The sequence below is a fragment of the Okibacterium fritillariae genome, from assembly GCF_052783725.1.
Genome location: NZ_CP199917.1, coordinates 2823844 through 2843820 on the forward strand (window position 1 = coordinate 2823844; position 19977 = coordinate 2843820).

Sequence of the window (19977 nt, forward strand, 5' to 3'; positions counted from 1 at the left end):
GGACAAAGATGTCTACCTCAACCCCCACCCGCCCCCGCGGCGGCGACGACGGCGTCGAGGGTGCCGGCAACGCCAACGGAAACGGCAGCGCCAGCGGCAACGGCGGCGCGAGCAGCGGTTCGGGCAGCGGGCGCGGCCGGGCGGATGCCTCACCCACCGCCGCGCCGAAACGCCGCTTCCGGCCCCGCACCGTGCGTGAAGCCATCCTCTACGTCGTGCTCGTCGTCGTGTCGCTCATCATCGTGCTGCCGCTCCTGTGGGTGCTCATCACGTCGTTCAAGACCGACGGCGACGTCATCACCAACCCCTACGGCTTCATCCCCAACCCGTTCTCGACCGAGGCCTACGCCACACTGTCGTCGGGGCAGCAGCCGATTTTCCGCTGGCTGCTGAACAGCTTCCTCGCGGCCACGCTGCAGACCATCCTCATCCTCGTCACCGCATCGGCGGCCGCCTACGCCCTGGCCCGGCTCGAGTTCCGGGGCAAGAAGCTCGTCTTCGGCCTCATCATCGCGACGCTGCTCGTGCCGCCGGTCATCTTCCTCATCCCCAACTACCTGATCGTGCAGAACCTCGGATGGCTCGACACCATCTGGGCGATCTCGATCCCGGGTGCGGCGAGCGCCTTCGGCGTGTTCTTCCTGCGCCAGTTCTTCGTCGGATTGCCCATGGAGATCGAGGAGGCGGCGCGCATCGACGGCGCCGGCGATCTGCGCATCTTCCTGCAGATCATCGTGCCCCTGTCGCGACCGGCGCTCGCCACCCTCGCGGTGCTGAGCTTCCTGGCCAACTGGAACGACTTCCTGTGGCCCATCTACGTGCTCCTCAGCCCCGAGAACCTCACGCTGCAGCCGGGTCTGTCGCAGCTGCAGGGCGCCTACTCGACGCACTTCTCGATCGTCATGGCCGGTGCCGTGATCGCGTCGGTGCCCGTGCTCATCCTGTTCGCGCTCGCACAGCGCCAGATCGTCGACAGCGTCGCATCCTCGGGCGTGAAGGGCTGATGCGGATGCGGGAACGCGGCGCTCGGGCCGGTGCCCGTGCTGGTTCGGGTATTGGCGCGACAAGGCGGGCGGATGCGCGAGCGATCAGTGCGCTGGCCGTTCTCGCCGCGGGGGCCCTCGCCCTGACCGCGTGCTCGGGCGCCGGCTCGGGCGACGGGGGCGGTGGCGACACCGAGGCTCCAGCATCCGCGACGCCCGCTTTTGCGATCGATCAGGATTTTCCCGACCCCGACGTGTTGCGCGTCGGCGACACCTACTACGCCTACGCGACCAACAGCCCCGCGGCGAATCTGCAATACGCCACGTCGACCGATCTCGAGACGTGGCAGGTCGCCGGCGACGACGCCTTTCCCGACCTGCCCGCCTGGGCCGACGAAGGCCGCACCTGGGCGCCCGATGTGACCGAGCTGGCCGACGGGCGTTTCGCGCTCTACTTCACGGCGCAGGATGCCGAGTCGGGTCAGCAGTGCATCGGCGCGGCCACGGCCGATGCGCCGACCGGCCCGTTCGTGGGCACGAGCGACACCCCGCTCATCTGCCCGCTCGACGAGGGCGGCGCCATCGACGCGTCGAGCTTCACCGACGCGGACGGCTCGCGCTACCTCGTCTGGAAGAACGACGGCAACTGCTGCGGACTCGACACCTGGTTGCAGCTATCCCCCCTCGGCGCGGATGGCGTCACGCTCGCCGGTGAGCCGACCCGCCTGTTGCAGCAGACCGAGGCGTGGGAGGGGTCGCTGATCGAGGCGCCCGTGATCGTGAAACACGACGATGCCTACGTGCTCTTCTACTCGGCGAACGACTATGGCGGCGAGGCCTACGCCACGGGTTACGCCACCGCCACGGCGCTGGCCGGCCCCTATACGAAGGCCGACGGCCCGCTGCTCACCACCGAGATCACCGACGACGCCTACGTCGGCCCCGGCGGTCAGGATGTCGTCGCGGGACCCGATGGGAAAGACCGCATCTTCTTCCACTCGTGGGATCCGGCGATCGTCTACCGCGGCATGAACGTGCTGCCCCTCAGCTGGAACGGTTCGACGCCCGTCGTCGACCTGCCGTAACCCCGGGCACTCCGCCCTCAGACACCCCGCTCGACCAACCCTCAACGTGGAGGAAACATGAGAAAGCTCTCCCTTGCCGCCGGCTTCACGGCCGCGGCCCTGCTGCTCGGGGTGGCGCCAGCCGCCGCCGCGGGCGCGGGAATCGCCCAACCGGTCGCGACCGGCGCGAACGGCGCGACGACGACCGCATCTGCGTCTGCGTCTGCGTCTGCGTCTGCGTCTGCGTCTGCGGCAACCGTCGGGGCCCCGGCATCCGTCACCCCCGCCACGGGCGCCCGCGCCGCCGTGGCCGCAAACACGTTCACGAACCCGCTGACGCTCACGCTCGCCGACGGCCGACCCGCCGAACAATGCGCCGACCCCGACGTGATCCGCTCGGCCGACCCGGCCGACGCCGCCTGGTACCTCTTCTGCACGCGGGACGCACTCGACTCCGAGGAAACGAACCCCGACGGCAGCCTGCGTTTCTACAGCATCCCGACCTATCGGTCGACCGACCTCGTGACCTGGACGTTCGTCACCGAGGCGCTGCCCGAGAAGCCCGCCTGGATCAATGACGGCGACATGTGGGCGCCGGACGTCGTCTTCCTGAACGGCAAATACAACCTCTATTACACGGCCACCAAGACGGTCGGCCCCGACACCAACGGCGACGGCGTTCCGGATGACGGGGGCGCGGCCATCGGCGTCGCCACCTCGGACAGTCCCGCCGGCCCCTGGACCGACTCGGGCGGACCCGTCGTCGCACCGGCCGCCCCTCCCGGCGGCAACCCCAACGACCGCCGCTGGACCTTCGACCCCGAGGTCATCACGGCCGACGGCCAGAACTACCTCTATTACGGCAGCTACTTCGGCGGCCTCTCGGTGCGCGAGCTCAGCGCCGACGGCCTCACCACCGACCCCGCCACTCAGGTGCAGATCTCGATCTCGAACCGCTACGAGGGCACCAACGTCGTCGAACACGACGGCTATTACTATCTGCTCGGCTCGGCCACCAACTGCTGCGCCGGGCCCCTCACGGGCTACGGCGTCTTCGTCGGCCGCTCGACCAGCCCCACCGGGCCCTTCGTCGACAAGACGGGCACATCGCTCCTCGCCGGCCGCGTGGGCGGCACCCCGCTGCTGCACCAGAACGGCAACCGCTGGATCGGCACGGGCCACAACACCATGGCGACCGACCTCGCGGGGACATCCTGGATCGTCTACCACGCCGTCGACCGCAACGACCCCTACATGGTCGAGGGTGAGACCTACACGAAGCGCCCCGTGCTCATGGACCGCATCGACTGGGTGGATGGCTGGCCCACCGTTCGTGGCGGCGCCGGTCCGAGCGACACCCCTCAGCCCGCACCCGTGACGGTTGCCGGACAGGCCGCCGCTCCGGCATCCACCCCCGTCGTGCAGCCGAAACCCGGCGAGACGATCGCCGCACTGTCGGATGACTTCGACGGTGACGCGCTCGGTGCCCAGTGGTCGTGGATTCGCCAACCGGATGCCTCGAGCTTCGGTGTCGCCGACGGCTCGTTCAGCTTCGACACGCAGGCGGGCGACCTCGGCCCCGAGGCGAACGCCGCCGGCCTCGTCACCGAGGCCGCGCCCGAGGGCGACTATGTGGTCGAGACGCGCGTGTCGGTGAACGTGCCCGCCGAGGGCTGCTGCCAAAACTACGTGCAGGGCGGCATCGTGCTCTACACCGACGACGGCAACTTCATCAAGCACGCGGTGTCGTCGATCTGGGAGACCCGCCAAACCGAGTTCGCCAAGCGTCAGAGCCCCGTTCCGGCCGGATACCCGGTCTACGGCAACGGCGTCGGCGGCCCCGTCGGCGACGAAACCTACCTGCGCATCGTGCGCCAGCACAGCGAAACCGAGAACCTCTACACGGGTTACACGAGCCTCGACGGACAGACCTGGGATGAATCGGGCACCTGGACGACCCCGCTCGGCGTGACGCCGCGCATCGGCCTCGTCTCGATGGCAGGCTCGGGCTTCACGACCACGTTCGACTACGTGCGCGTGTCGGGCCTGGCCGCAGCCCCGGTCGAACCGCCTGTCGACCCGACCACTCCCCCGGTGCCGCCCGTCACGCCGACCCCCTCGGCCACGGCCGTGCCGATCGTGCCGGGCGCGACCTCGTCGGCCGCTCCCGCGGGTGACCCGGATGCCATCCGCCGCGGTTCTCTGTCTCAGACGGGTGCCGACGGGTCGACGCTCGGGCTCGTCGCGGGCATCGCCGCCGTGCTGGTGGTGGCGGGTCTCGTGCTCGTCCTCCTGCGGCGCCGAGCCGCCAAGCACAGCACCGACCGCAGCTAACCCGCCGCACCACTGAGGGCCGGGACGACACGTTCATCCCGGCCCTCTTGCCTCTTCCGATATTCCGGAATAGACTGCACATGCAGACCCCCCCGCACACGTGGATATGGGGGTCTCGCTGTTTAAGCTCAGATGGATTGAGACTCTCGAGCGAGATCTCGCTCGGCCAAGTAGGTTCGATACCAGTCCCAGGCGAAGGATTGCGCGTCGTGACGGTCAATCGCCGCGTTCGCGCTCCACGCAACGAGATCTGCCATCTGTATGAGCTGCGAGGCGCCGGAGTCGAGATGCACGGCATCCTCGATGATGCGCCGTTGCGACAAAGGCAACTGCCGGTGCGTCGAGCGATACGACGTGTCCGATCCGTCGCCGTCCATGAAGATCACCCATAGACGATCAAACCCGACGCCGGATGGCCGGAATCGTCGATGTAGATCATTCGGTTCAGGGAGGCTGGCATGAGCACACGGTAGGAGCCTCACGGCTCTCAAACTGTGCGCGAGATCAGGCGGGGCTGCTAACAGTGGCCGAGGGCCGTTAGCACGTCGGCGACGTCGCGTTCGTCGTTCCAGAGGTGGAAGGCAACGCGGGCTCGGCCGGCTCGACCCGAGGCCGTGATGCCGTGGGCGGTGAGGGCCGCGAGATCGTGGGCCGAAGCATCCGGCCACGTGACGATGGCCTGGCCCGCGCGAGGGAGGCCGAGGCCGTCGCAGAGCGCGTCGCCGAGGGCCGTGTTGTGGGCGTGCACCTCGGCCAGGTCGAGCGAGGCGAAGAGGTCGATGGCCGGTTCGGTGCCCACCCAGACGGGCCAGGCGGGCGACACGTCGAACGCGCGCGCGTCGGTGGCGAGCCGCATCTCGGGGCCGTAGCAAGAGGCCCAGACGTCGTCACCGGCATACCAATTGGCCTGGATGGGGACGAGCGTGCGCTGATAGTCGGCGCCGAGGGTGAGGAACGCGGCGCCGCGCGGGGCACACAACCACTTATAGGCGTGGCACACGGTGGCGTCGAAAAGTGAGGCATCCACGGGCATGGCGCCGGCGGCCTGCGTGGTGTCGCACAGCGTGAAGGTGCCGGTGGATGCCGCAGCCTCAACGATTGCCGCGACATCCGCCACCCGGCCCGACGCCGATTGCACGAGCGAGAACGCGACGAGATAGGTGTCGGCCGTGATCGAGTCGGCGAGCGCCTCGACGGGGACGTGTCGCACACGAACGCCGCGGCGCTCGAGCACCAGGAACGGGAACACCATCGAGCTGAAATCGCCGGCGACGCACAGCACCTCGGCGCCGTCGGGCACTCCGGCGGCGAGAACGCTGACCATGGCGGAGACGTGCGAGCCGATCGCGATGCGGTCGGGCGTGACGCCCACGAGGCGACCGTAAGCGTCGCGCGTGCGGGCGATGCCGGCATCGAAGGCGGCGGGCGAGCACGTGCCCTCGGCCCAGTTCTGCTGGTCGGCGCGCATGGCGGCGAGCGTGTCGGCGCTGGCGAGGCCGACCGAGCAAGCGCCAAGGTAGCGGCGGCCACCCACGAACTGGGCGCGCGCCTCGTCGAGGGTGCGGCGGGAGCGCGCGAGCGTGGTCATGCCTCCAGGGTGCCCGTGCGGCATCCATTCGACAACGACAGCTTCTCTATCGGCGGCATAACACCGGGTTATGCTGGGCCCATGACCGAGCCCCGCACACTGCTGGCCGCCGACCTCGACTCGCAGACCCTGCGCGTGGTGCGGGCCATCGCCGACACCGGGTCGATCACGGCCGCCGCCGCACGACTCGGCTACAGCCAGCCCGCGGTCAGCCAGACCGTTCGGCGCCTCGAACAGCGGTTGGGGATGCCGGTGCTCACGCGCGTTCCCCGCGGCGCGTTGCTCACCGAGGCCGGCGACATCCTGGCGCGCCACGCGGCGACGGTGCTGCGCTCGATCGACTCGGCGGCCGAGGAACTGGCCGAGCTCGCCGGACTGCGCACGGGGTGGGTGCGCATCGCGGCGTTCCCGTCGGCGTCGTCCACCATCGTGCCGCGGCTGATCGAGCGCATGAGCGCCGACTACCCGGGGCTGCGGTTCCGCTACATCGAGGCCGAACCGCCCGAGGCCGTTCAGGCGGTGCGCGATCACACGGCCGATATCGCGCTCACGTTCAGTTATCCGGGCGACCCCGACGACCCGCACGGGGCGAGCGCAGCCGGGCTGACCGCGACACCGCTGTGGCGCGAGGACATGATCCTGATTCTGCGACGCGATGCCGGTGCGGGCCTGTCACCCGACGCGTCGCCCCTCGCCCTCGACTCCCTCGCGGGTGCCGGCTGGATCGCGGGTTGCCCGCGCTGCCGCGGTCACCTGTTGCACCTCTGCGCGGCACACGGTTTCACGCCGAGCATCGACTACGAGACCGACAACGTCTCGGCCGTGCTCGCCATGGTGGAGGCGGGGCTCGGGGTGGCGCTGCTGCCGTCGTTGGCGCTCGCGAGCGTGCCACTGCCCGCGAACGTGGTGGCGCGGCATCCAGCGACCCCCGACTCGCGCACCGTGCACCTCGTGTCGGCCGAGGCCTCGCACCGGGTGCCCGCCATAGCCGCCACCATCGCGGCCATCGACGCGCTCGACACCTCCGCCTGGGGACTCGCGACCGCTCGCTCCTAACCATCCCCCGGCGTATACTCGCCGACGTGAGTCTCATCGTGTCGAACCTGCCCGCGGGGCGTCTGGGGGTTGCCGGCGTATCGTTCGCCGGCATCAGATAGCCGCCTTTCCCGGTGTTTCCGGCGCCGCCCGGCGCCACCCCGCCGCGGTTGCCCGCGCCCGCTCGACAGGAGTGGGCCCGATTCGTGCACCCGGCACCCGCGAATCCGCAGAGTACGAGAACGACAATGAGGACGACACGCGCGCATCGACGCTCGTGCGTTCCAGACAAGGCGATCACCCATGCTTCCCCTGACCGAAAAAGACATCCGAGCATCCTTCATCAACGCGTCGCAGCGCGAGCGCAAGGAGCTCAACCTGCCCGCCCACCTCGACAGCATCGACTGGGAGGCCATCGACTACCTCGGATGGCGTGACCCCAAGGCCCCGGCCCAGGGCTACGTCGTGCTGCACCTCGACGGTGTGGCCACGGGCATCCTGCTGCGGAAGGGCGACGTGCAACCGCGCACCCGACCGCAGTGCGCCTGGTGCGAAGACGTGGAGCTGCCCAACGACGTGGCCTTCTTCAGCGTCAAGCGCGGTGGTGCGGCCGGGCGACGCGGCGACACCGTCGGCACGCTCGTGTGCGCCGACTTCGAATGCTCGGTCAACGTGCGCCGCCGCCCGACGGTCGCCTACGTGGGCTTCGACGTGGATGCCGCGAAGCAGCACCGCATCGACGTGCTGCGCGAGCGGTCACAGAGCTTCGTGCGCGGCATCCGCGGCACCGACTAACGATTGCGGCGCTAACATCACCCTTCGATAACGTTTACCCCCCGAAAGGGTGTCGTAACGTCCCGTTCACAAGGGGTGGATAGGTTCTCTCACATCCACCACTTTTCTTGAGACAGGACAACTATGCGCTTACATCGCATCGTCGGCATCGTGGCGTTGACGGGGCTCGGCATCGTCGCCGCAGCACCCGCCACCGCCGCGCCCGCCGCAGCCGGTGACACCGTCGAGCTCACATTGCTCGCCACCACCGACACCCACGGACACGTGTTCAACTGGGACTACTTCGCCAACGCCGAATACACGAAGGACGCCGACATCCTCGGCCTCACGCGCGTGGGCACGGTCGTCGACGAGGTGCGCGCCGCCAAGGGCCCCGAATCGGTGCTCGTCTTCGACAACGGCGACGCCATCCAGGGCACACCCCTCACCTACTACTACGGCATGGGGGATGGCGCAGCCAGCGTGCTCGACAACACCATCGAGCACCCCATGGCCCAGGCTTTCAACGCCATCGGCTACGACGCCCAGGTCGTGGGCAACCACGAGTACAACTACGGCCTCGACATGCTGAGCGCCTATGAGAACGACCTGCAGGCACCGCTCCTCGGCGCCAACGTGATCGATGTGAAGACCGACGCTCCGTACCACAAGCCGTACGAGCTGATCGAGCGCACCATCGACGGCAAGCAGGTCACGGTGGGCGTGCTCGGCGTGGTGACACCCGGCATCCGCATCTGGGACAAAGCCAACGTCGACGGCATCCTCGAATTCGACGACATGGTCGAGACCGCCAAGAAGTGGGTGCCCGAGATCGAGGCGCAGGCCGACGTCGTGGTCGTGCTCGCCCACACCGGCCAGGGCACCGTCGCCGACGCCGACTACGTGCCCGCCGACCTGAACGAAGACGTGGCCAACAACATCGCCACGCAGGTGCCCGGCATCGACGTGCTCGTCGCCGGCCACAGCCACCAGGACAAGCCCGAGACCGTGCTCACCAACGTGGCCGGCGAGAAGGTGCTCATCACGCAGCCGAACTACTGGGCGCGCGGCGTGACCGAGACCACGCTCAACCTGGTCGAGGATGCCTCGGGCAACTTCGACGTGAACTGGGCGGATGCGGCCAAGCCCACCGTCAAGCCGCACTACGGCAAGGACACCCCCACCCAGAGCCAGAAGGTCGTCGCGGCGCTGCAGGACGAGCACCAGCAGACCATCGACTACGTGAACACGCCCGTCGCGCGCTCGACCGAGGCGCTGCCCGCCGAGACCTCGCGCTACGAGGACACGGCGATCATCGACTTCATCAACTACGTGCAGGCCGACACGGTCGAGACGGCCCTCGACGGCGGCCCGCTCGCCGACATCCCGGTCATCTCGCAGGCCTCGCCGTTCTCGCGCACCGCCATGTTCCCCGAGGGTGAGGTCACGATTCGCGACATCGCCGGCCTCTACATCTATGAAAACACCCTGCGCGGGGTGCAGATCACGGGCGCGCAGCTGCGCGACTACCTCGAGTTCTCGGCGCGGTACTTCAACCAGGTCGCCCCCGGCGCCGCGTTCGACCCCGAGACGGGCACCAACGCCGTGACGGCCGACCGGCCCACCGGCATCCCGGACTACAACTACGACGCCCTGTCGGGGGTCGACTACGAGATCAACGTCTCGCAGCCCGTCGGGTCGCGCATCCAGGGCCTGTCCTACGCCGACGGCACCGCCATCGCCGACGACGACCAGTTCGTGCTCGCCGTGAACAACTACCGCCAGTCGGGCGGCGGCGGGTTCCCGGCCGTGGCCGACGCCCCCATCGTCTATGACGAACTGCAGGAGATCCGTCAGCTGCTCATCGACTGGGCCGGCGCGCGCGGCACGATCGACCCCGCCGACTTCTTCGTGCAGAACTGGGCTCTGTCGACGGCCGCCGTCGTGGCGCCCGAGCCGACCCCGGTTCCGACCGACCCGGCCGACCCGACCGACCCGGCCACTCCGGCCCCCGGCGCGGATGACGAAGCAGGTTCGGGCTCCGGCTCCGGCACGGGTGCGGGCTCCGGCACGGCGGGTTCGAGCTCGAACACGGGCTCGCTCGCGAACTCGGGTGCCGAGAACGGCGCACTCGCCCTGGGCGCGGCCACTCTGCTCCTGATGCTCGGCGCCGGCTCGACCGTTATCGCGCGCCGACGACGCCAGCGGGCATAAACTCGGCACGACCTCAACGCGAGGGGCGCTCACCGGATGCGGTGGGCGCCCCTCGTCGCTTCCGTCCCCGCCTGAACACCCAACCCGAGGAGAACTCGTGAACGACGTCGACCCCTACGGACTGCCGACGTTTCCGGGCGAGGACGTGCTCGACGGGTGGGTCGACCACTCCGAGATCCAGCTGCGCGACGTGCGCGTGTTCACGCGCGGCAGCCTCACGGCGACGCTCATCTCGCATCCGGGCGTCTGGGATGTCATCGTGAGCGACGGCGCGGGCAACGTCGAGTTCCTCGTGGCCGATGTCGAAGACGTCGCGCCTACCTTGTACGAGGTCGCACGCCGCATGTAGTTCCGGCCGCGCGCCCGCAGAGCGAAGGGCGGTCACCATCCCGATGACCGCCCTTCGCCTGTCTGTCGGCGCAGCCGCTACTTCGCGACGGGGCCGTACAGGTTCTCGATCTCGTTGAGCTCGAGATCGGCGGTCGCTTGGATGAGCGCGAGCAGCTCGGGGTCGAGACCCGGGGCGAACTCCTCCATGCGCTCGGGGGCGATGGTGATGGGGCTTCCGACGGGCGCCTGCTCCGAGGCATCCAGTTCGGTGCCGTCGTTCGAGGGCGAGGCGCCGCGGAAGATCTTGCCCGCCTCGGACTGCCCGCGCAGGTCGAACGAGTACTGCTTGCTCTGCAGGCCGCGGTCGACGAGCTCCTTGACCTCGGGGAACGCCTCGGCGTTGGTCTTGGGAATGGGCAGCAGCTTGCCCCAGTCGACGCCGAGAGACTCGAGGGCCTTTGCATAGGCGTTCTCGTGGGCCTGGTCGCGCACGATCAGGTAGGAGATCGTGGATCGCGCCGTCTTGTTATCGGTCATCTCATAGATGCGGCACTTCTGCAGGCGGCCGGTCGACTCGAGCATGAGGTTGTAGAGCAGGTCGAGCGTGAGGTTGCCCGAATTGTAGACGTAGCTACCGCTCCACGGGTTGCCGGCCGCGTCGACGGGCAGCGCGCCCTGGGCACCCACGAGGTAGTGGTGGATGTTGCTGTGGTCGAGGGCGATGTTCAGCGGAATGGCTCCGCCGGCGCCGGCCTTGTCGAGCGGGTCGGTGGGCTTGCCCTGATACTGCGGCGACCCGTCGAGCAGGCGCGAGATCGTCGTGCCGATCAGCTCGACGTGGCTGATCTCCTCGGTGCCGATGCCCTGGATGAGGTCGCGGTACGGCTTGGCGGCCGGCCCGCGGAAGTTCATGGCCTGGAAGAGGTACTGCATCATCGTGCGCATCTCGCCGAACTGGCCGCCGAGACCCTCTTGCAGCGCGTTCGCGGCCGCGGGATCCGGCTCGTCCTGGGCGATCTCGTTGATGAAGTCCTGAACGTGGAAATACATCTGTGCCTCCTGTCTGGGTGGCGGCGGGATGCCGTCACAGACAGACTGCGGGCTGTCGCGCATCCTGAATAGCCCATTGCCAAATACCCCCGAATGGGTGACAGTGACCCCGGATGTCGGCGGTCAGGCCGTTGCGCGGGCGTCGACGGTTTCGGCGTTGCCCGCGAGGATACGATCGAGCAGGCGTTCGTAGCCGTCGACCATGCGCGTGACGGTGTAGGGCGCGGCGGATGCTTCCACCCGGGTGCGGTCGCGGCGGCGGGCCGTGCGGATGGCACGCCCGAGGGATGCCGCGCTGTCGTCTCGGGCCAGTGCGCCATTGGCCGTGGAGATGAGTTCGGGAAGCGCGCCGTTCGGCAGGGCCGCGACCGGGGTGCCGAGGCGCAGGGCTTCGACGACCGAGAGCCCGAAGGGTTCGGCCCAGAGCGGCGATGCCACGAAGACGGAGGCCGCGGCGAGAAAGCGGTCGAGTTCGTCGGAGTCGAGGTGACCGACATAGGTCGCCCCGCGACCGAGAAGGGGTTCGATGTCTTCCTCGAAGTAGCGAGGGTCGGCGATCGGGCCCGCGATGCGCAGCTCGATGCCCGCGCGCGCGGCGGCCTCGATCGCCACGTGCAGACCCTTCTCGGGCGTGACCCGCGCGGCCCACGCGGCGTAGGGGGTCGGCGTGGCGGAGTCGGCGTGCGCAACGGCCCCGCTGTCGGCGAACCCGGCCACGGCTTCGCTGAGCGTCGCGGCGAGGTCGGCGCTGCCGGCGTCTGCCGGGGTTACCCCTGCCGCCGAGGCCGAACGGGGCAGGACGCCGTTGTGCACGACGTGAACCTCGGGCAGGATCAGGCGCCACGGCGCCGCATTCGATTCGGACACCGTGACGAAGAGGTGCTGCGGCGAGGGTGCCCACCCCGGGCTCGTGACGATGGCGTTGACATCCGCGAGCGTCGGCGGGGTGTGAAGAATGGTCAGCATGGGCAGGTGCCGCATGTGCGTGTAGGGCAGCACGCTGAGCGAGTTGTTGATGACGATGTCGAAATCGCCCTCACTGATGATCTGGATGCTGTGGTGCACGGCCTCGGCCAGGAAGCCCTTCTGCTGCACCCGCACGAGCGGCGACGCCGCGAACACGAACTCGAAGTCCGCGGGCACGAGCGGATACACCGCGGCCGTCGTCTCGGAGCCTTCCTTCGCAAAGAGCGTCACGTCGTGACCGCGCGCCACAAGCTCGTCCGCCAAGTTCGCCGTATGGGTCTCGGTTCCACCCTGAAACGGCTCGGCGATCGGGTGATGCATGTGGCACAGCACGGCGATTCTCATCTGCGGGCGGGTCTCCGTTTCTCGCGGGATCGAACGGCGTGGTCGCCGGAGCGGGACTCGTCCCACTAGCCGATCATCGCTGAGAAGGGGCCCCCAGAGAAGGCCTTGCGAGAACTGTTCACCGGGGGTACAACTTCGCGTGACACGCCGGAAACACGGCGTCAGAGGCGCGAACGGTCAGTGACCCACCTCGGACGACACGACGGGGATGCGCTCGGCATCGAGGACCTCGACCGATCCCTGCCGGTTGGCGGCCCAGCCGAGGAGCGCCGGGTCACCTCCCACGACCACGGCGCGACCCGTCGTGCGCAGGAGCGGCAGATCGCTCTCGTCATCCCCGTAGGCGATGCTCCGGGCAAGGTCGATCGAGTGCTGGGCCGCGTGCTCGCGCACCGCCGTCGCTTTGGTCTCGCTCACCATCGCGCGCACCATCTCCCCCGTCACCTGGTCGCGCACCACCACGGGCGTCGTGCACAGCACCTCGGTGACGCCGAAGTGGGCCGCAATCGGGGCGAGGCAGGGCCACCACGAGCCACTGACGAAGACCACGCGGTGGCCCAGGTCTTGGTGGCGCCGCATCCGCTCGATGACGGATGGGGTGAAGCCGTCGCGCACAGCAAAGTCTGCAAACCAGTCGGCGCCCGCGCGCTCGAGGCCCGACCAGGTCTCGCCCGCGAAAGCCTCGATGAACAGGCGGTGCAGGGTGACGCGATCGTGCGTGGCCGCGACGGCGCGCTCAAGGCCCGCGACCCGCTGGGCGACGAAGCGGCCGCGAGGGTCGGCGGCATAGAAGTCGAGGAACGAACGCAGGGTGCCCGTGCGGGTGATCGTGTGGTCGACGTCGAAATATGCCGCCTGGTCGGTTGCCATACGTCGAGTGTGTCAAGGCGCGAGGGGATGGCGCGCCCGCTTCGCCCGTCGTTCATGCAAACATCACGCATCGTTCTCAGGATAAGTAGAGCGCACACCTTGATGCCGGGGAAGAGTGATCCTGCGCTATCCGACTCCACCCGGCCCATCCGACACCACGACGAGGACACCATGCACACGACATCCACTCCGCCAGCCCCCTCCGCCACGACGACCACTTCGACAGCAGCAGCCGCACCCGGCGCACCCGACACATCCGACACATCCGACACATCCGACGCCTTCGATACCCTGCTCGGGCCCGCCGCGAACCGCTACTTCGGCACCGGCTATCGGCGCATCGACCAGAAGCTGCTGCAACTGGCCGACACGACCGCCGAGAACACCGACACCGCCGCCCCGACCTCGCTCGCGGCATCCGGTGTCGCGTCGATCACCTACCCCGAGGATTGGTCGACGAAGGGCGGAAGCGCGCGCGTGCCGCACCTGAGCACGCTCGACGCCCTGGCTCTCGCCGCCGAGCTGGCGGAGGCCTACCTGAGCCGCATCGGCGTGACCCCGGATGGCATCGAGGCGTCGTGGCTGGAACAGTTCGCCGTGCGCGCGGGCGCCACGCCGCTCGAGCGGGTCGATGCCATACCGGTCGCGCTGACTGTCTCCCGCCCCATGGAGGCCACCGCGCGGCCCGACGAGTTCCGCACGGTGCTCGCATGCCGGATCGGCTCGCTCTCGGGCACGGTGACGCTGCGGCATCCGGCCCCGTCACTCTCCGGCCTGCCGTGGGCCGCGACCCTGGGGGCGATGCGAGAGCCCCGCATCCACACGACCCTCTTCCGATCGATGGAGCATATGTCGTCGCTGAGCACGCTCGACGAGACGGCCGCCACGCTCGACATGGAGCACACGGTGCGACCCTCGGGCACGGCACCCCGCCGAGCCGCCGGGCTCGAGGCGCGCTACTGGCCGTCCATCGGGCTCACCGACGCGGCCGCGATCGGCGGCCAAATGGCCCAGGTGCTCATCTACGCGGGCGACGAGGTGGCGCGCGACAACACCAACACGTTGTGGATGCGGCGCGCCACGTTCACGGCCACCTCACCGGTGCGCGTGGTCGGCGTGCCGCAGCCGTCGCGCATGATCGTCACCCGCCGCCGCGCGCTGCCCCACGACGGACGGACGCTGCACAGCGTCGACGTCGAGGCCGGCATCGGCGGGATTACGGTCACGTCGTCGCTCGCCTATTTCGCCGACTGAGCGCACGCAGGCCAGCTGAGCGCACGCAGGCCGGCAGCTGGCCAAACCTGCAGACCGGGTGCGCGGCAGCCCGGCGTGAGCGTTGATCGTCTACGCCGCGTCGGGCTGCGCGTCGTCGAAGAGCGCCGCCGCGTCGGCCAGATAGCCGTCGAGCCGGTCGCCGGGCACCATGCCCCGCAACACCACACCCCACATCACCCGCAGCGATCGATAGAGGTCGGCGCGGCCCGTGAGCACATTGGAGACCACATGCGTTCCCGTGAACGTGGCGACGACCATGCGACTGAGGTCGGCGGCCTCGAAATCCGAGCGCAGCTCGCCCTCGGCCACGGCCTCTTCGAACACCGCCGTGATGCCGCCGATCCATTCGCGGTAGAAACCGTTGGTGGGCGTGGACAGCGTTCCCTGCTCGAGCGAGAGCCGGATGCCCGCGCGCACGACGGCGTCGGTGATGAGCTGGTCGGCGATCGCCTTCGAGCCGTGCAGCAGCGTCTGCAGCGGGTCACGCCCCTGCCCGGCCGCCTCGAGCGAGCGGAACGTGCGCGCGTTCTGCTCCTCGATGATCGCCAGCGCCAGCTGCTCCTTCGACGGGAAGTAGAAGTACAGCGACCCCATCGTGGCCCCGCCCTCGGTGGCGATCTCGCTCAGGCTGGCCTGCGCGAAGCCCGACCGGTCGAACACGCGGGCGGCGCCCTCCAGCAACGCCTCGCGGCGCTCGTGGCCGCGCTGTTGCTGCGGTGCTCGTCCCGTCATGCTCACTCGTGACCATCCCTCGTCGTCGTCTCCCCACTCATGTTAGGGCCGCCATGTCCGGAATCTCCTGCGCGAACACACCGCGTCACGTTGCGTTAACGGGTTCGACCGGTTTCGTGGGGGGCGCCATCCTCGACGCCCTCGACCGATCGGATGCCGCCACCACGGTGCTTGCACGCCACCCCCGGCTCGCGCATCCGCGTGTCGTTGCGGGCCATCTGGGCGACACCGATGCGCTCGACACCCTGGTGGGCGGCGCGGCCGTGGTGGTGCACGCGGCGAGCTACATCGGCGCCGATCCCGAGCTCTGCCGCGCCGTCAACGTCGAGGGAACGCGGCGCCTGGTCGAGGCCACACGCCGGGCCGGCGTCGAGCGCGTGCTCTATGTCAGCACGGCGGGCGTCTATGGCGATTCCCTGCGCGGCGGCGAAACCGAGCGCACGGCCACACCCTCCCCGCGCAGCACCCTCAGCACGAGCAGGCGGGATGCCGAGAACATCGTCCTCGACGCGGGTGGCACGGTCATCCGCCCCCACTTCGTCTTCGGCCCGGGCGACCGCTGGTTCCTCGGCGGACTGCTGCCGCTCATGCGCGCCCTCGACGCGCGCATCGGGTCGGGCTCGGCGCTCGTCTCGGTGATCGACCGCCGCACGCTCGGCGAGCTCATCGCAGCGCTGGCCCTGCAGCCCTTCGACAGTGCGGCCGGTGTCTTCCACGCCGCCCTGCCCCGCCCCGTGCCATTCGGGCAGCTCGTCGACGCGCTGTTCGTCGGCCTGGCCACGGCTCCCCCGCAGCGGGTGCTCAGCCCGGCCGCCGCCTCCCGCCTCGCGGCCCCCCTCGGCGTGACGCCCAGCCAGATCGACGCCATCACGCGGGACACCTGGTTCGACACGTCGGCGATCTGGCGCGGGACTGGCCTCACGCAGCCGAAACATCCCATTTTCGACGCCGCGAGCCTCGCCTGGTACGCAGAACGCTGGCAGCCGCGCCTCCCGCACTGAGCCGTTCTGCTTGAAAAAGCGCCCGGTGAGCCGCGGAAACGCCCGGATGTCTCTGGGTCGTTCATCCCGCATTCATCCGCGCCTCATCCATTGTTCCAAAACCGAGTTGTTCGTCCTACTTGTGAAGCGGATGCGGGTGAGTGAGACTCATGCCGAAGCGCACATCGGCTTCACATCTCCACCACTTTCCGTTCCCGCCAGCGGTCGCCCCGTGCCGCGGAATGGACCGGACTCGACCGCAGCCCATCTGCAACGGAGCCCACTCACGGGGCGCGGCACTCAACGAGGCCCATCCTCCTGAGCGCATACAACATCCACTGAGAAAGGACACTCCCGTGTCACGACCCACCTCACGGATCACGAAGGCGTTCGTCGCCGTCGGAGCCGCAGCTCTCGCCCTCACCGTCACGGCGCCCCTGGCCGCGAACGCCGACCCCAGCACCACGGGTCGCGCCAACCAGATCAGCGGTTCCGACACCATTCAGGACGTTCTGAACGGCATTACGAACGGCTACACCTCGAACGGCGTGGCGCGTGCCGCGACGCAGACCGACCTCGGCTCGTGGAACGCCTTCGGCGCCCCCGACCCGATCACCCCGAAGGCCGGCGGACAGGCCGTCGGTCGCCCCCACGGTTCCGGCGACGGCGTCAAGGCGCTCAGCGCCTCGTGGAACCCCGCCAACGACCTGTTCGTTCAGACCGTCAGCGGTGTCACCACCAGCTACGACCTGAAGAACGTCGGCACCGGCACCGACAACGACGGCGTGCGCGAGTTCGACTACGCGCGCAGCTCGTCGAAGCCCGGCACCACCGTCATCCCCGGCACGGCCAACGACAAGCTCACCTATGTGCCGTTCGCCCGTGACGCCGTGGCGCCCGTGCTGCAGAAGGGCGCCGGCACCACCTACAACTCCGTCACCAACCTCACCACCGACCAGCTGAACGCCATCTTCGGCGATGGCACCTCCGACGACGGCAAGATCACGCTCGTCTCGAACAAGCCCGTCTACAACACGGCGCCCGGCACCTCCACCAACGCGCAGCTTCCGCTGAACCCGGTTCTTCCACAGGCCTCCTCGGGCACACGGACGTTCTTCCTCAGCGCCATCGGCGTCGGCACGGTCGGCACCTGGGTCACCGGCGCCACCACCGGTGGCGTGGCCGAGAACGACGCATCGGCCCTGAACACGGCCGGCAACATCGCGCCGTTCTCTGCCGGTCAGTGGATCTCGCAGAAGAAGGGCACCGTCGCCTCGACCTTCACCGGCTCGAACTCGGCGACGCTCTCGCTGCTGCAGACCAACGGCGTGCTCGCCACCACGGGCTCGACGGATGCCACGCTCGCCCCGAACGCCGCGTACTACGGCTCGGCCACGGCCGAACCCACCGCTGCAACGTTCCGCTTCGCACGCGACACCTACATCGTGTACCCGACGCAGAACGCCGCAACGGCTGACAGCTACGCGCGCGGCCTCGGCCAGAAGCGCGTCGGCACGAGCTCCACGTACGTCGTCACCGAATTCGGATTCCTGCGACTCGAGTACACCGGCACCACCGGTCGCTACGCGTCCAACTGGACCAACTAGTCCCATCGAGGGCCGGGCGAGTTCACTCGCCCGGCCCTCACCTGCGCGGCCCCTGACCGCGCCCTCCCCGCCACCGGCGAGCGGAGCACTCCCAGAGAAAGAGAACGAACCCCGCATGAAACGCACACCCGGCCTCACCCGAGTCTCCCTCGCCGGACTCGCCCTCCTCACGGCGAGCATCGGCGCCCTCGCCGTGGCCGCCCCCGCCACCGCCGACGTGCAGCCGGGGGCAACTCTGTCGGTCAAGCCCGGTGTCCTAGCGGATGGAAAGCCGGCCGACTCCCTTGCGGCTTTTCAGCGAACCATCGCCGTTCCCGTCGCCACGACATCACTGATCTGCCCTGAACCCGCGGGGTTGGAAGTGCAAGCTGGAGCATTCCTCGCCGAACAGGGTTCGGAAGGGTGGCCTGCAAGCAAGCTTCCGTGGGAAGCGAACATCGCCGCAACCCTCGGCGGATCAGGCATCATTGAAGATGGAAGCGTAGACAATCCGACGCAGCCGATCTCGGATGCATATTTCGATGCGAGCGCCCGCCAGGCCACTCTCACCGACTTCGTTCAAGCGGGTCACAGCTATTCCCTGGGCTTGTACTGCTTCGACGCGACAAACTTCACGACCTTCCCGGGCGCGGACGGCAATGCAATCGTCACCTTCGGCACCCTCACGATCGACTCCACGGGAACGAAGTGGTCGTTCTCGGCCCCGAAGGTCGCCTCCACCACGACTCTGACGGGCGCCGTCAAGGCGGGCGCCGTCACGCTCACCGCCAAGGTTCCCTTCGACGCATCCGGCACAGTCGACTTCTTCGAGGGCGACGCCAAGGTCGGCTCGGGCACGATCGCGGCCGGCCAGGCCACGGCGACGGTCACCGGTGCCAGCATCGGCTCGCACACCTACACCGCCACCTACACCGGCAGCGACGCCTACACGGCCTCGACCTCCACCGCGCTCGTCATCGACGTTCCGAAGGCCGCCACAACGGTCAACCTCGCCGCCGCGGCCAGCGGTGACACGGGAGCCACGCTCACCGCGACCGTCGTCGCCGACACCGTGACCGCGACATCCGCCACCGGCACCGTCGACTTCATGCAGGGCACCACCAAGCTCGGCACCGGAACCGTCGCCAACGGCGTCGCCACCTACACGGCCGCGGGCCTCACACCCGGCGCGACGGTCGAGTTCACGGCCAGCTACGGCGGCGACGCGAAGTTCGGCGCCTCCGCGGCGTCGGCAGCGGCATCCTTCACGGTGCCCGCCGCCCCGATCGAGCTGACCGAGGGCGCCACCGCGAAGCCCGACGTGCGCTACTACGTCGACGCCCCCGCTGGAACCTTCACGGCCGGCGAGAAGATCACCGGCGTGGTCACGTCCGACCCGATCACGCTCTCCGAGACGGCCACCGCGGCCGCCGACGGATCGGCCCGCTACGTCTTCACCCTGCCCGCCGCACTGTTCGCCTCGACCGACGCGGCGCACACGCTGACCCTGACCGGCGCAACCTCGGCGAACTCGTTCGCCCGGGCCTTCGTCATCGTTCCGGCCGCCGTCACCCCCACCCCCTCGGCAACCCCCGGCGCGAACACCCCCGACGGCACGAACCCCGGCACCACCGGATCGGGCACGGGAACGAACGTCAACGGACTCGCCAACACCGGCGCGGCCCAGCTGCCCCTGATGCTCGGCGGTCTCGCCGCCCTCATCGCGGGCCTCGCCGCCGTCGTCGCCAGCCGCATCCTGCGCACGCGCAAGCGTGCCGCCGGCATCCACCGCACGAGCAGGCACTAACCAGCGCTGCCCCGCACCAACCAGCACCAACCAGCACAAAACAG

The 19977-nt window shown here is 69.1% G+C and carries 17 protein-coding genes; 11 read left to right on the plus strand and 6 right to left on the minus strand.

What is annotated here, in order from left to right; genetic code table 11:
* Positions 1–8 precede the first annotated feature (8 nt).
* The 3 genes from ACUWEX_RS12955 to ACUWEX_RS12965 are packed head-to-tail and all read left to right on the plus strand — an operon-like array spanning position 9 to position 4381.
* On the plus strand, positions 9–1004 hold the full coding sequence (locus ACUWEX_RS12955; protein ID WP_445996506.1) for a carbohydrate ABC transporter permease: 996 nt from the start codon (positions 9–11) through the stop codon (positions 1002–1004).
* 5 nt (positions 1005–1009) lie between these two features.
* A complete protein-coding gene (locus ACUWEX_RS12960; RefSeq protein ID WP_445996507.1) occupies positions 1010–2068 on the plus strand; it encodes a glycoside hydrolase family 43 protein in 1059 nt (352 codons plus the stop codon).
* A gap of 57 nt (positions 2069–2125) precedes the next feature.
* A complete protein-coding gene (locus tag ACUWEX_RS12965) occupies positions 2126–4381 on the plus strand; it encodes a family 43 glycosylhydrolase (protein ID WP_445996508.1) in 2256 nt (751 codons plus the stop codon).
* Positions 4382–4509: 128 nt separating this feature from the next.
* Here ACUWEX_RS12965 and ACUWEX_RS12970 read toward each other — a convergent pair whose 3' ends face one another.
* Positions 4510–4758: a DUF3800 domain-containing protein gene (locus ACUWEX_RS12970; protein WP_445997648.1), complete on the minus strand. Its 249-nt coding sequence runs from the start codon at positions 4756–4758 to the stop codon at positions 4510–4512.
* A gap of 140 nt (positions 4759–4898) precedes the next feature.
* Positions 4899–5969 carry an aminotransferase class V-fold PLP-dependent enzyme gene (locus ACUWEX_RS12975; protein WP_445996509.1) on the minus strand — a complete coding sequence of 357 codons (1071 nt, stop codon included), beginning with the start codon at positions 5967–5969 and terminating at the stop codon, positions 4899–4901.
* An 81-nt stretch (positions 5970–6050) separates the two neighbouring features.
* On the opposite strand from ACUWEX_RS12975, the gene ACUWEX_RS12980 reads away from it, so the two are divergent.
* From ACUWEX_RS12980 to ACUWEX_RS12995, 4 genes are all read left to right on the plus strand, one after another.
* Positions 6051–7025, plus strand: coding sequence for a LysR family transcriptional regulator (locus tag ACUWEX_RS12980; protein ID WP_445996510.1), 975 nt, complete (start codon positions 6051–6053; stop codon positions 7023–7025).
* Between the two features lie 282 nt (positions 7026–7307).
* Positions 7308–7799, plus strand: coding sequence for an FBP domain-containing protein (locus ACUWEX_RS12985; protein ID WP_445996511.1), 492 nt, complete (start codon positions 7308–7310; stop codon positions 7797–7799).
* Between the two features lie 123 nt (positions 7800–7922).
* Positions 7923–9992 carry a bifunctional metallophosphatase/5'-nucleotidase gene (locus ACUWEX_RS12990; protein WP_445996512.1) on the plus strand — a complete coding sequence of 690 codons (2070 nt, stop codon included), beginning with the start codon at positions 7923–7925 and terminating at the stop codon, positions 9990–9992.
* A 97-nt stretch (positions 9993–10089) separates the two neighbouring features.
* Positions 10090–10341: a hypothetical protein gene (locus ACUWEX_RS12995; protein WP_445996513.1), complete on the plus strand. Its 252-nt coding sequence runs from the start codon at positions 10090–10092 to the stop codon at positions 10339–10341.
* A 77-nt stretch (positions 10342–10418) separates the two neighbouring features.
* On the opposite strand, the gene ACUWEX_RS13000 is transcribed toward ACUWEX_RS12995, so the two are convergent.
* The 3 genes from ACUWEX_RS13000 to ACUWEX_RS13010 all read right to left on the minus strand — a co-directional run bounded on the left by ACUWEX_RS13000 (position 10419) and on the right by ACUWEX_RS13010 (position 13553).
* Positions 10419–11372: a manganese catalase family protein gene (locus tag ACUWEX_RS13000; RefSeq protein ID WP_079728603.1), complete on the minus strand. Its 954-nt coding sequence runs from the start codon at positions 11370–11372 to the stop codon at positions 10419–10421.
* A gap of 123 nt (positions 11373–11495) precedes the next feature.
* Entirely contained in the window at positions 11496–12683 is a 1188-nt protein-coding gene (locus tag ACUWEX_RS13005; RefSeq protein WP_079728604.1) for a glycosyltransferase, read from the minus strand.
* Positions 12684–12860: 177 nt separating this feature from the next.
* Positions 12861–13553: an HAD family hydrolase gene (locus ACUWEX_RS13010; RefSeq protein ID WP_445996514.1), complete on the minus strand. Its 693-nt coding sequence runs from the start codon at positions 13551–13553 to the stop codon at positions 12861–12863.
* Between the two features lie 171 nt (positions 13554–13724).
* Here ACUWEX_RS13010 and ACUWEX_RS13015 point away from each other — a divergent pair, with 171 nt between their 5' ends.
* Positions 13725–14807: an AvrD family protein gene (locus tag ACUWEX_RS13015; protein ID WP_445996515.1), complete on the plus strand. Its 1083-nt coding sequence runs from the start codon at positions 13725–13727 to the stop codon at positions 14805–14807.
* Positions 14808–14897: 90 nt separating this feature from the next.
* Here ACUWEX_RS13015 and ACUWEX_RS13020 read toward each other — a convergent pair whose 3' ends face one another.
* On the minus strand, positions 14898–15560 hold the full coding sequence (locus ACUWEX_RS13020) for a ScbR family autoregulator-binding transcription factor (RefSeq protein ID WP_445996516.1): 663 nt from the start codon (positions 15558–15560) through the stop codon (positions 14898–14900).
* Positions 15561–15613: 53 nt separating this feature from the next.
* Here ACUWEX_RS13020 and ACUWEX_RS13025 point away from each other — a divergent pair, with 53 nt between their 5' ends.
* The 3 genes from ACUWEX_RS13025 to ACUWEX_RS13035 all read left to right on the plus strand — a co-directional run bounded on the left by ACUWEX_RS13025 (position 15614) and on the right by ACUWEX_RS13035 (position 19933).
* Positions 15614–16561, plus strand: a complete 948-nt coding sequence (locus ACUWEX_RS13025) for an NAD-dependent epimerase/dehydratase family protein (protein WP_445996517.1) — start codon at positions 15614–15616, stop codon at positions 16559–16561.
* A 335-nt stretch (positions 16562–16896) separates the two neighbouring features.
* On the plus strand, positions 16897–18147 hold the full coding sequence (locus ACUWEX_RS13030) for a hypothetical protein (protein WP_445996518.1): 1251 nt from the start codon (positions 16897–16899) through the stop codon (positions 18145–18147).
* 115 nt (positions 18148–18262) lie between these two features.
* A complete protein-coding gene (locus tag ACUWEX_RS13035) occupies positions 18263–19933 on the plus strand; it encodes an Ig-like domain-containing protein (RefSeq protein WP_445996519.1) in 1671 nt (556 codons plus the stop codon).
* Positions 19934–19977 lie beyond the last annotated feature (44 nt).